The organism is Pseudomonas sp. LA5 (assembly GCF_028640825.1).
GTDB lineage: Bacteria > Pseudomonadota > Gammaproteobacteria > Pseudomonadales > Pseudomonadaceae > Chryseomonas > Chryseomonas aestiva.
The window spans coordinates 95,090-106,259 of the sequence record NZ_JAQYZY010000053.1; the positions used below are offsets into that span (position 1 = coordinate 95,090).

Here is an 11,170-nt window from a genome sequence, read left to right on the forward strand (position 1 = left end):
TCGACGATTTCGCCATGGCCGGTCCGGCCACAGCTCGTGGGGGGAACATGCTACAAAACATCAGGGACCGTTCGCAGGGATGGATTGCCAAAGTCATCATCGGATTCATCATCCTGCTGATGGCACTGACCGGCTTCGAAGCGATCATCCGCGCCACGGGTCACCAGGGCGCCGTCGCCCTGGTCAACGGCGACGAGATCAAGCAGACGGAGCTGGCTCAGGCCGTGGAGATGCAGCGTCGCCAGCTGCAGCAGCAATTGGGTCAGGGCTTCGATCCGTCCAGCCTGGATGATCGTCTGCTGCGCGAGTCCGCGCTCAAGGCACTGATCGACAAGCAACTGCTGCTGCAGAGCGCCAAGGCCGATCGCTTCGCCTTTTCCGAACAGGCGCTGGATCAGCTGATCCTCAATACCCCCGAATTCCAGACCGAAGGGCGTTTCGATCCCCAGCGCTTCGATCAGGCCGTTCGCCAGATGAACTACAACCGCCTGCAATTCCGCGATCTGCTGCGTGACGAGATGCTGATCGGTCAGCTGCGCGCCGGCATCGTTGGCAGCAACTTCGTCACCGACGCCGATATCGAGGCTTTCGCCGCACTCGAACGCCAGACTCGTGATTTCGCCATGCGCACCGTCAAGGCCTCGCCGGCCGGCATCACGCCGACCCAGGACGAAGTCCAGGCCTATTATGACGGCCACAAGAACGCCTTCATGACGCCCGAACAGGTGGTCATCGAATATGTCGAGCTGAAGAAGGGTGCCTTCCTGGCCAAGGCCAAGGTCGACGAAAGCCGCCTGCAGGCCGCCTACAAGTCCGAGATCGCCAACCTGTCGGAGCAGCGTGACGCCGCCCATATCCTCATCGAGGTCAACGACAAGCAGAACGACGACCAGGCCAAGGCCAAGATCCAGCAGATCCAGGAACGCCTGAAGAAGGGTGAGGACTTCGCCAAGCTGGCCAAGGAGTTCTCCCAGGATCCCGGTTCGGCGGCCAACGGCGGTGACCTCGGCTTCGCCGGTCGCGGCGTCTATGACCCGGCCTTCGAAGAGGCCTTGTATGCCCTGGCACCCCAGCAGGTGTCGGCCCCGGTGCGCACCAGCTTTGGCTGGCACCTGATCAAGCTGCAGGGCGTGCAGGCACCGGAAATACCCACCCTGGCCAGTGTCCGGCCGCGTCTGGAGCAGCAGCTCAAGGCGGAAGACGCCGACCGCCTGTTCGTGGAAGCGGGCCGCAAGCTGGAAAGCTCCGCCTATGAATCCTCCGACCTGAGCCAGCCGGCCCAGGAACTGGGTCTGCAGGTCAGGACCAGCGCTCCCTTCGGTCGTGAAGGAGGCGAGGGGCTGACCGCCAACCGTCAGGTGATCGAGGCGGCCTTCAGCGAGGACGTCCTGCGCAACGGCGCCAACAGCACCGCGCTGCAGCTCGATCCGGAGACCCTGGTGGTGATCCGCGACAAGGAGCATCGTACGCCGCAGCTGCAACCCCTGGATGCGGTCAGGAAGGAGATCGTAACCCGCCTAACCCAGGAAAAGGCCGCAGCCGCAGCCAAGCAGGCTGGCGAAGAACAGCTCAAGACCCTGCAGGCAGGTGGCAAGGCCGCCGCGGGTGAATGGCGTACCGTCGAAGCCGCCACCCGCAACCAGGAGGGCGTCGATCCCCAGGTGCTGCAGGCGGCCTTCCGCATGGCCAAGCCGGAAGCCGACAAGCCGTCCTATGCCGGCATCAGCCTGCAGAATGGAGATTTCGTGCTGATCCGCCTGCAGGGCGTAGGGGTACCCAAGGAAGCCCTGAGCGCCGAGGACAAGGCGTTGTACCGCCGCTACCTCGCCTCGCGCGCCGGACAGGTCGATTTCGCCGCCTACCGTCGGGCCCTGGACGCCAAGGCCGAGATCAAGCATCTCTGATACGAAAAAAGCCCGGGAAACCGGGCTTTTTCTTGAGTGGCGGTAAGGGGCTCAATGGCGGTCAACCCCGCAATGGAAGAGGGCTGTGGCCGGCAAAGTCCTACTGGACCAGCTCCTGCTCGTCGAACAGGTCATCGAACAACATGGTCGACAGATAGCGCTCACCGGAATCCGGCAGGATGACCACGATGGTCTTGCCCTGCATCTCCGGCGTCTCGGCCAGTCGGATCGCCGCGGCCATGGCGGCGCCGCAGGAAATGCCACAGAGAATGCCTTCCTCGCGCATCAGCCGCTGGGCCATCAGCTTGGCCTGCTCATCGCTCACCTGCTCGACGCGATCGACCATGGCAAGGTCCAGATTGCCGGGCACGAAGCCGGCGCCGATGCCCTGGATCTTGTGCGGGCTGGGTTTCACCTCGGCACCGGCGAGGGTCTGGCTGATGACCGGCGAGGTCTCCGGCTCGACGGCCACCGACAGGATCGGCTTGCCCTTGGTGTTCTTGATGAAGCGCGAGATGCCGGTCAGGGTGCCGCCGGTACCCACGCCAGCCACCAGTACATCGATGGCGCCATCGGTGTCGTTCCAGATCTCGGGGCCGGTGGTCTTCTCGTGGATGGCCGGATTGGCCGGGTTGTCGAATTGCTGCGGCATGAAATAGCGATCGGGTTCGCTCTCGGCGATTTCCCGGGCCTTTTCGATGGCGCCCTTCATGCCCTTGGCCGGCTCGGTCAGCACCAGCTCCGCACCCAGCGCCTTGAGCACCTTGCGTCGCTCCAGACTCATGGAGGCGGGCATGGTCAGTACCAGGCGGTAACCCCGGGCGGCGGCGACATAGGCCAGACCGATCCCCGTATTGCCCGACGTCGGCTCCACCAGGCTCATGCCCGGCTTGAGCAGCCCCTTGGCTTCCGCGTCCCAGATCAGGTTGGCACCGATGCGGCACTTGACCGAATAGCCCGGATTGCGTCCCTCGATCTTGGCGAGCAGGGTGACGCCCTTGGGACCGAGACGATTGATGTAGACCAGCGGCGTATTGCCGATAGACTGGGCATTGTCAGCGAAGATGCGGCTCATGACGGATCCTGTACGGCACGGAAAACTCGCAGCCTAGGCCTTGCGTCCGATGACGTCCAGTCCGGGCGCGGCATGCTATCGTCAGGCGAAACAGCTGCCGAGGATCAGTGATGGCCTTTCAGGGTACCGAGCGTTATGTGGCCACGGCCGAACTCAGTCTGGCGGTGAATGCGGCCATCCGGCTGGGGCGTCCGTTGCTGGTGAAGGGCGAGCCGGGCACCGGCAAGACGCTGCTGGCCGAGCAGGTGGCCCAGAGCCAGGGCGCGCGGCTGATCACCTGGCATGTGAAGTCCACCACCAAGGCGCAGCAGGGCCTCTATGAATACGACGCCGTGAGCCGCCTGCGCGATTCCCAACTCGGCGATCCCCGGGTGCAGGAGGTGGCGAACTACATCAAGCCGGGCAAGCTGTGGGATGCCTTTACCGCCGAGGATCCGGTGGTGCTGCTGATCGACGAGATCGACAAGGCCGACATCGAATTTCCCAACGATCTGCTGCTGGAACTCGATCGCATGGAGTTCCACGTCTACGAGACCGGCGAGACCATCCGCGCCCAGCGGCGCCCGATCATCATCATCACCTCCAACAACGAAAAGGAGTTGCCGGACGCCTTCCTGCGCCGCTGCTTCTTCCACTTCATCCGCTTTCCCGAGCGCGAAACCCTCGAACGCATCGTCCAGGTGCACTATCCCGATCTCCAGCAGCGTCTGGTCCAGGAGGCCCTGGATCTCTTCCTCGACCTGCGCAGCATGCCGGGGCTGAAGAAGAAGCCGTCCACTTCGGAGCTGGTGGACTGGCTAGCGCTTCTGCTGGGCGATGAGGCGGCGCAGCGGGCACTGCATGGCGAGAGTGGCCTGCCGCCGCTGGCGGGCGCCCTGTTGAAGAACGAGCAGGATCTGCAGTTGCTCGAGCGCCAGGCGTTCATGCGTCGTCGGCGGAGCTGAGGAGAGGCATGTTCCTCGATTTCTTCACCCGACTCAGGGCGGCGGGCATCCCGGTGTCCCTGGGCGAACTGCTGGATCTGCATGCTGCCCTGGATGCGGGCCTGGTGGTGGCCGATCCCGACGCCTTCTATCTGCTGGCCCGTGCGGTGCTGGTCAAGGACGAGCGCTTCTTCGACCGTTTCGATCAGGTCTATGCCGGTGAGGTGGCCAGGTCGGAGCGATCGGCGGATACGCAGGCGATTCCTGCGGACTGGCTGCGACTGGAGTTGCAGCGGCGGCTGTCCGAGGAGGATCGCCAGCGGCTTCAGGCGCTGGGTGGCCTCAATGAATTGCTCGCCACCCTGCAGCAGCGCCTCGCCGAACAGCGCGAGCGGCATGCCGGTGGCAACAAGTGGATAGGCACGGGAGGCACCAGTCCCTTCGGCAGCGGTGGCTACAATCCCTTCGGCGTGCGCATCGGCGAGGCTGGTACTCGGCAGGGGCAAGCGGCCAAGGTCTGGGAGCGGCGCGACTACCGTAACCTGGACGATCGCGCGCCGCTGGACCGCCGCAACCTGCAACTGGCCCTGCGCCGGCTCAGGCGCTTCGCCCGCCAGGGCGCGGCGGCGGAATTCGATCTGGAGGGCACCGTCGCGGCCACGGCACGCGAGGGTGGTCTGCTGGACGTGCGCTATCGACCGGAACGGCACAATGCGACCAAGGTGCTGCTGCTACTCGATGTCGGCGGCTCCATGGATCTGCATGTGCGCCTGTGCAGCGAGTTGTTCAGCGCCTGTCGCCTGGAGTTTCGCCACCTGGAGTACTACTACTTCCACAATTGCGTCTATGAACGCGTCTGGCGTGACAATGCCCGGCGCCATGAGGAGGGGCTGAACACCGCCGACCTGCTGCGCCGCTATGGCGCGGACTACCGCCTGGTGATCGTCGGCGACGCCAGCATGGGGCCCTACGAGATCACCCATCCAGGTGGCAGCGTCGAGCACTGGAACGAAGAGCCCGGAGCCCTGTGGATCCAGCGACTCTGCCAGCACTTCCCACGGGCGGCCTGGCTCAACCCCTATCCCCAGGAGGGCTGGGGCAGCAGTACCTCGATCCAGCTGCTGCGTGAACTCATGGCCCAGCGCATGTTTCCCCTGACCGGCGAGGGCCTAGGCGAGGCCATTCGATCCTTGACCCGCCCATGAAAAAACCCGGCCGAAGCCGGGTTTTTTCATCGCTCGCGCTTAGCGCTGACCGTAGCGGCGCAGGGCCTCGATGCGGTCTTCCAGCGGCGGGTGGCTCATCAGCAGACCGGCCAGGCCGTTCTTCAGCGAGCCGTTGATGCCAAAGGCGTTCAGGGTGTCGGGCATCTGCACCGGGATACCCTGCTCGGCACGCAGGCGCTGCAGGGCGCCGATCATGGCATTGGGACCGGCCAGGCGCGCACCGGCTTCGTCGGCGCGGAATTCGCGTTTTCGCGAGAACCACATGACGATGATGCTGGCCAGGATGCCCAGCACCAGTTCGGCGACGATGGTGGTCACGAAGTAGGCGATGCCGTGGCCTTCCTCGTTCTTGAAGATGGCCTTGTCGACGAAGTTGCCGAAGATCCGCGCGAAGAACATCACGAAGGTGTTCACCACGCCCTGGATCAGCGCCAGGGTCACCATATCGCCATTGGCGACGTGGCCGATCTCGTGGGCCAGCACCGCACGCACCTCTTCGGGCGAGAAGCGCTCCAGCAGGCCCTGGCTGACCGCGACGAGAGCGTCGTTGCGGTTCCAGCCGGTGGCGAAGGCGTTGGCCTCGTAGGCCGGGAAGATGCCGACCTCGGGGGTCTTGATGCCGGCTTCGCGGGCCAGCTCCTCGACGGTCTGCAGCAGCCACTGCTCATGGCGGGTCCGCGGCTGGCTGATGACCTCGGTGCGGGTGCTCATCTTCGCCATCCACTTGGAGATGAACAGCGAGACCAGCGAGCCGGCGAAACCGAACACGGCACAGAACACCAGCAGACTGCCATAGTTCTGACCGGTGTAGCGATCCACGCCAAGCACCTTCAAGGTGATGCTGGCAACGATCAGCACCGCCAGGTTGGTAGCCAGAAATAACAGAATGCGCATCATGGTGGGGTACAGCTCCTCACAGGTTTATCTGCCGGCTATATAAGGTTCGGCCCCGATCCATTCAACGTTTCCTCTATTGCAAACTGTGTCGTCGATGGTCTGGCCGTTCAGGCGATGGCGGTCACGCAAGGGCCGGCGCTGGTTGACGCCGCGGGTGGCGCCAACCGATGAAAGACCCGGAAATGCTTTACCGCTACTGGGAGTAGCCACCGAGGAAGTTGCCGATGCGGCCGATGGCCTGCTCCAGGTCATCGACGCGGGGCAGGGTGACGACGCGGAAGTGGTCGGGCCAGGGCCAGTTGAAGGCCGTGCCCTGGACCACCAGCAGCTTTTCCGAAAGCAGCAGGTCGAGGACGAATTTCTCGTCGTTGTGGATGGGACAGACCTTGGGGTCGATGCGCGGGAAGGCGTAGAGCGCGCCCATCGGCTTCACGCAGCTGACCCCGGGAATGTCGTTGAGCAGCTCCCAGGTGCGATTGCGCTGTTCCAGTAGGCGTCCGTGCGGCAGCACCAGGTCGTTGATGCTCTGGTAGCCGCCCAGCGCGGTCTGGATCGCATGCTGCGCCGGCACGTTGGCGCACAGGCGCATGTTGGCGAGGATGTCGAGGCCTTCGATATAGCTGTGGGCGCGATGCTTGGGGCCCGAGACGATCAGCCAGCCCGAGCGGAAACCGGCGACGCGATAGGACTTGGACAGCCCGTTGAAGGTCAGGCACAGGACGTCCGGTGCCAGGGAGGCGGTGGAGATGTGCTGGGCTTCGTCGTAGAGGATCTTGTCGTAGATCTCGTCGGAGAACAGCACCAGGTTGTGCCGCCGTGCCAGTTCGACGATGCCTTCCAGCACCTCCTTGGAGTAGACCGCGCCGGTGGGGTTGTTCGGATTGATCAGCACCAGCGCCTTGGTGTTGCTGGTGATCTTGGCTTCCATGTCCGCCAGGTCGGGGAACCAGCCCGCCTGCTCGTCGCACAGGTAGTGCACCGGCTTGCCGCCGGCCAGGCTGACCGCGGCGGTCCATAGCGGGTAGTCCGGCGCCGGGATCAGCACCTCGTCGTTGTTGTTGAGCAGCGCCTGCATGGCCATGACGATCAGCTCGGAGACGCCATTGCCGAGGTAGATGTCCTCGATGCCGACACCCTCAATGCGCTTCTGCTGGCAGTACTGCATCACCGCCTTGCGCGCGCTGAACAGACCCTTGGAGTCGCTGTAGCCCTGGGCGGTCGGCAGATTGCGGATGACGTCCTGCAGGATCTCCTCGGGCGCCTCGAAGCCGAAGGGTGCCGGGTTGCCGATGTTGAGCTTCAGGATGCGGTGGCCTTCCTCTTCGAGGCGCTTGGCATGCTTGAGGACCGGGCCGCGGATGTCGTAGCAGACATTGGCGAGCTTGTTCGACTTGGAGACCTGCATGGGGAAATGAATCCTGGAAAAGGGCGAGAAAGACTCGGCGGGAACGGACGCCGACCGGCGCTTGGCAGCATCCGGGGGCGGATGCCAGACTGAACGGGAATCATACGGCTGCATCGCCTGTTACAAAAGATGCGCCGGCATCCAGCGAGGTCATCATGGAAAAAGTACAGCGTAGCCCGGAAGACTGGCGTGAGCGCCTGACCGACGATCAGTTTCGCGTCTGTCGCCTGGCCGCGACCGAAAGACCCTACACCGGCGCCTACTGCAACACCAAGACGCCCGGCGTCTATCACTGCGCCTGCTGCGAGCTGGCACTGTTCGACTCCAGCACCAAGTTCGATTCCGGCTGCGGCTGGCCCAGCTATTACGCGCCCATCGCTGCCGAGGCGGTAAGGGAAAAGGAGGACTTCAGTCACGGCATGCACCGCGTCGAGGTGCTCTGCGCCCGTTGCGATGCGCACCTGGGACACGTCTTTCCCGACGGTCCGCCACCGACCGGCCTGCGCTATTGCATCAATTCGGTGGCCTTGCAGCTGCAACCCAGGGCCTCCGCGTGATCAAGGACCTCCTCAGCCTGCCGTTCGAAACGGCTGACGGCCAGCGGGCCTGCCTGGCCGACTGGCCGGCGCGGGCCTATCTGGTGGTCAATACCGCCAGTCGTTGCGGCTTCACCCGCCAGTACGACGGCCTCGAGCTGTTGCAGCAGCGCTATCTGGCCCAAGGGCTGCGGGTGATCGTCTTTCCCTGCAACCAGTTTGGCGGCCAGGAGCCCGGCAGCAATGCCGAGATCCAGACCTTCTGCCTGACCCGCTTCAACGTCAGCTTTCCAGTAATGGCCAAGCTCGACGTCAACGGCGACGGCGCCCATCCGCTGTTCGTCGCCCTCAAACAGGCGGCTCCGGGCCTCCTGGGCGGCGCGATCCGCTGGAATTTCACCAAGTTCCTGGTCACGCCGGCGCAGGGGCGCGTGCAGCGCTTCGCGCCCATCACCCGGCCGTCGCAGCTGGAAAAGCATGTCCGCCAGGCGCTGGCGTCCTAGCACCTGGTTCGTCCGGCCTTTGTCTGGAAGATAAAGGTCATACGATAATGCGCAGCCTGGCTGGCGGCTGGCCCGCTTCTCTTCTTGTCGTCAAGGATCATCCCTGTGAATGCCTCCCTAGAAGACTTTCTGCTCCATGCGCGGCAGGTGCTGGAGCGTCTCGAACCCCTGTTGCCCCATCGTCGCGAACCGCTGGACTGGCAGCGCTGCTATGCCGCGCGCTGGCGCCGGGAGGGCCATGGCGGCTATCTGCAGCCGCTCGAGGTCAATCTGGAACTGCGCCTGGCCGATCTGCTGGGTATCGATCGCCAGCGCGACCAGCTCGCCCGCAACACCCGGCAATTCGTGGCTGGACTGCCAGCCAACCACAGTTTGCTGTGGGGCGCGCGGGGCACCGGCAAGTCGTCGCTGATCCGGGCGTTGCTGGCGGAATATGCCGGTGAGGGTCTGCGGCTGATCGAAATCGAGCGTGACGATCTCGCCGATCTGCCCCGCGCCGTGGAGCAGCTCGCCGGTCAGCCGCAGCGCTTCGTGGTGTTCTGTGACGACCTTTCCTTCGATTCCGGCAGCGACGACTACCGGGTGCTCAAGAGCGTGCTGGATGGCTCCTTGGAGCAGGCGCCGGACAACGTGGTGCTCTATGCCACCTCCAACCGGCGTCATCTGGTGGCCGAACGACAGAGCGACAATGCCAACTGGGAGCACGTCGACGGCGAATTGCATCCGAGCGAGGCGGCCGAAGACAAGATCGCGCTGTCGGATCGCTTCGGTCTGTGGCTGTCCTTCTATCCCTTCACCCAGGAGCACTATCTCGCCGTGGTGCGCCACTGGTGCGCGACCCTGGCCGGCAAGTCCGGCCTGCAACTGGAGTGGTCCGAAGAAGCCGATCGCGAGGCCATCCGCTGGGCTTCCGGTCGCGGCAACCGCAATGGCCGCTGTGCCTATCAATTCGCCCGGCAATGGGTCGGGCTCAAACTGTTGGAGAAAGCATGACCGTAGAACTGACGGGCGTAGGGGCGGGACTCGAAGGCTACGCCATGCTGGCCGCCCAGGTGGAAGCCCTGCTGGCCGGTGAGCGCAATCTGGTGGCCAATGCCGCCCAGCTGTCGGCCTTCATCTATCAGGAGGTGCCGGACCTGAACTGGGCCGGCTTCTATTTCGTCGAGGGTGAGGACCAGCTGCTGCTCGGGCCTTTCCAGGGCAAGGTGGCCTGCATGCGCATTCCCTTCAGCAAGGGCGTGTGCGGGGCCGCCGCCCGCGAGCGGCGTACCCAGCGCGTCGAGGATGTCCATGCCTTTCCCGGACATATCGCCTGTGACGCCGCTTCGCGCAGCGAGCTGGTGGTGCCGCTGGTCCATGGCGGTCGCCTGATCGGCGTACTGGATCTGGACAGTCCGCATCCGGGGCGCTTCAGCGCAGCGGATCAGGCCGGTATCGAAGCGCTGGTAGCGGCCTTTCTGGTCGCGACCGACTGCTGATCGCCGGAGGAGGGCAGGGAAGCCCTCACTCGTAGTCGTTCTTCTTGCGCCAACTGTCGTCCTTGAGCGTGTCCACGCTGTCCGACAGCTCGTTGGAGCTGCTGCTGGCCTGCTCGACCATTTCGCTCTGCTGGCGTTTCACCTGGGTGATCTGCTCTTCCAGATGGGCCAGCAATTCGCTGTAGCGCTCGGGTTGCTGCTGCTTGCGAATCTGCATGATCGCCCGCTCGTATGACTGCCGCGCCTGGATGTAGTGCTCGCTCTTGATCTGCTGTTCGGCCTGATAGCGGAAGAATTCCACATAGGTCGCCGTGAGCAGATAGCGCATCTCGCCGACCCAGCGCTGCGCTTCCTGGCCGTCGAGAATGCCGATCTGGCTGGCATGGGCGACGAGCGCATGGAGCATTTCCAGATAACCGCGGACTTCCTTGACCCGCGCCTCGGTATGCACCGGCCGGGCAGCGTTAGCGACTTCGATGTCGTCGCCCTTGGCCAGGGCTTCTTCCAGTTCGGTCTTGCGTGCGGTGAGGCTGGCGGAAGGCGTCTGCAGGGCGGCGAGGCGGGCGATCAGCCCCAGCTCGATGCGGTGAAACAGCTGCTTGAGCGCCGGGGTCATCAGCTGGCCGGGCAGGCTGCCGCCCAGCTGGGCGCAGCGCTTGATGCGGTCGGTGAGATCGGCGACCAGGCGCTGCTTTTCCAGGCGTCCCGCTTCGAGCTTCTGGTTGACGAAGGCGATCATGATCAACACGAGGATGCCAAGCCCCACTACCGCTGCAATCATCGTTGAGGACATGACCTTCTCCATGGTGCTTGCCCGCCTTTTGTCGTGCGAGCGAAGTCGTTGATTTGAAAAGTATTTAATCAGCTATTGACGCCCAGGGTAAGGCTCCCTAGAATGCGCGCACTCCCAACGGCGGCAAGCGTCAGCCGAGTGGTAGGTCAGGGTCCTGAGGGATTCTACCTGGTCCCCTTCGTCTAGTGGCCTAGGACACCGCCCTTTCACGGCGGTAACAGGGGTTCGAGTCCCCTAGGGGACGCCAAAAATTGCGGGAATAGCTCAGTTGGTAGAGCACGACCTTGCCAAGGTCGGGGTCGCGAGTTCGAGTCTCGTTTCCCGCTCCAAATACAATCCGGTTGCCCTCGGGCAGGCGGATGCAAGGTGAAAGGCCTTGCGGAAAGAGGTTTCGTCCCCTTCGTCTAGTGGCCTAGGACACCGCCCTTTC

The 11,170-nt window shown here is 64.0% G+C and carries 11 protein-coding genes and 2 tRNA genes; 9 read left to right on the top strand and 4 right to left on the bottom strand.

Features of this window, described 5'->3' with window-relative positions; genetic code table 11:
- The first annotated feature begins 47 nt into the window (after nt 1-47).
- On the top strand, nt 48-1,904 hold the full coding sequence (locus PVZ72_RS20405) for a SurA N-terminal domain-containing protein (protein WP_273862872.1): 1,857 nt from the start codon (nt 48-50) through the stop codon (nt 1,902-1,904).
- Between the two features lie 100 nt (nt 1,905-2,004).
- Here PVZ72_RS20405 and cysK read toward each other — a convergent pair whose 3' ends face one another.
- Nucleotides 2,005-2,979 (bottom strand): cysteine synthase A, encoded by a 975-nt coding sequence (cysK, locus tag PVZ72_RS20410; RefSeq protein ID WP_273862873.1) that lies wholly within the window; start codon nt 2,977-2,979, stop codon nt 2,005-2,007.
- Nucleotides 2,980-3,089: 110 nt separating this feature from the next.
- Between cysK and PVZ72_RS20415 the strand changes: the two genes are divergently transcribed.
- Nucleotides 3,090-3,923, top strand: a complete 834-nt coding sequence (locus PVZ72_RS20415; protein WP_273862874.1) for an AAA family ATPase — start codon at nt 3,090-3,092, stop codon at nt 3,921-3,923.
- 8 nt (nt 3,924-3,931) lie between these two features.
- On the top strand, nt 3,932-5,107 hold the full coding sequence (locus tag PVZ72_RS20420) for a vWA domain-containing protein (protein WP_273862875.1): 1,176 nt from the start codon (nt 3,932-3,934) through the stop codon (nt 5,105-5,107).
- A gap of 39 nt (nt 5,108-5,146) precedes the next feature.
- On the opposite strand, the gene htpX is transcribed toward PVZ72_RS20420, so the two are convergent.
- The gene (gene htpX / locus PVZ72_RS20425; RefSeq protein WP_007162229.1) at nt 5,147-6,025 is read right to left on the bottom strand and encodes a protease HtpX; all 879 of its coding nucleotides are present in this window, start codon (nt 6,023-6,025) and stop codon (nt 5,147-5,149) included.
- A gap of 193 nt (nt 6,026-6,218) precedes the next feature.
- On the bottom strand, nt 6,219-7,430 hold the full coding sequence (locus tag PVZ72_RS20430; protein WP_133859296.1) for a pyridoxal phosphate-dependent aminotransferase: 1,212 nt from the start codon (nt 7,428-7,430) through the stop codon (nt 6,219-6,221).
- A gap of 155 nt (nt 7,431-7,585) precedes the next feature.
- On the opposite strand from PVZ72_RS20430, the gene msrB reads away from it, so the two are divergent.
- From msrB to PVZ72_RS20450, 4 genes are all read left to right on the top strand, one after another.
- Complete coding sequence (msrB, locus tag PVZ72_RS20435) at nt 7,586-7,987, top strand: peptide-methionine (R)-S-oxide reductase MsrB (RefSeq protein ID WP_133859295.1); 402 nt, start codon at nt 7,586-7,588, stop codon at nt 7,985-7,987.
- Nucleotides 7,984-8,469, top strand: coding sequence for a glutathione peroxidase (locus tag PVZ72_RS20440; protein WP_208690860.1), 486 nt, complete (start codon nt 7,984-7,986; stop codon nt 8,467-8,469). Before msrB ends, PVZ72_RS20440 begins: the two co-directional genes overlap by 4 nt.
- A gap of 105 nt (nt 8,470-8,574) precedes the next feature.
- On the top strand, nt 8,575-9,462 hold the full coding sequence (locus PVZ72_RS20445) for an ATP-binding protein (RefSeq protein ID WP_273862876.1): 888 nt from the start codon (nt 8,575-8,577) through the stop codon (nt 9,460-9,462).
- Complete coding sequence (locus PVZ72_RS20450; RefSeq protein WP_273862877.1) at nt 9,459-9,947, top strand: GAF domain-containing protein; 489 nt, start codon at nt 9,459-9,461, stop codon at nt 9,945-9,947. Before PVZ72_RS20445 ends, PVZ72_RS20450 begins: the two co-directional genes overlap by 4 nt.
- A 25-nt stretch (nt 9,948-9,972) precedes the next feature.
- Here PVZ72_RS20450 and PVZ72_RS20455 read toward each other — a convergent pair whose 3' ends face one another.
- Nucleotides 9,973-10,740 carry a hypothetical protein gene (locus tag PVZ72_RS20455; RefSeq protein ID WP_273862878.1) on the bottom strand — a complete coding sequence of 256 codons (768 nt, stop codon included), beginning with the start codon at nt 10,738-10,740 and terminating at the stop codon, nt 9,973-9,975.
- Between the two features lie 171 nt (nt 10,741-10,911).
- Between PVZ72_RS20455 and PVZ72_RS20460 the strand changes: the two genes are divergently transcribed.
- Nucleotides 10,912-10,987, top strand: a tRNA-Glu gene (locus PVZ72_RS20460).
- A 6-nt stretch (nt 10,988-10,993) separates the two neighbouring features.
- Nucleotides 10,994-11,069: transfer RNA gene (locus PVZ72_RS20465), tRNA-Gly, on the top strand.
- Nucleotides 11,070-11,170: the final 101 nt, after the last annotated feature.

Excerpts from the sequence above, each read along its gene's own strand:
- PVZ72_RS20405 (WP_273862872.1), top strand. The coding sequence starts at position 48 with ATGCTACAAAACATCAGGGACCGTTCGCAGGGATGGATTGCCAAAGTC.
- cysK (WP_273862873.1), bottom strand. The coding sequence starts at position 2,979 with ATGAGCCGCATCTTCGCTGACAATGCCCAGTCTATCGGCAATACGCCG.
- PVZ72_RS20415 (WP_273862874.1), top strand. The coding sequence starts at position 3,090 with ATGGCCTTTCAGGGTACCGAGCGTTATGTGGCCACGGCCGAACTCAGT.
- PVZ72_RS20420 (WP_273862875.1), top strand. The coding sequence starts at position 3,932 with ATGTTCCTCGATTTCTTCACCCGACTCAGGGCGGCGGGCATCCCGGTG.
- htpX (WP_007162229.1), bottom strand. The coding sequence starts at position 6,025 with ATGATGCGCATTCTGTTATTTCTGGCTACCAACCTGGCGGTGCTGATC.
- PVZ72_RS20430 (WP_133859296.1), bottom strand. The coding sequence starts at position 7,430 with ATGCAGGTCTCCAAGTCGAACAAGCTCGCCAATGTCTGCTACGACATC.
- msrB (WP_133859295.1), top strand. The coding sequence starts at position 7,586 with ATGGAAAAAGTACAGCGTAGCCCGGAAGACTGGCGTGAGCGCCTGACC.
- PVZ72_RS20450 (WP_273862877.1), top strand. The coding sequence starts at position 9,459 with ATGACCGTAGAACTGACGGGCGTAGGGGCGGGACTCGAAGGCTACGCC.
- PVZ72_RS20455 (WP_273862878.1), bottom strand. The coding sequence starts at position 10,740 with ATGTCCTCAACGATGATTGCAGCGGTAGTGGGGCTTGGCATCCTCGTG.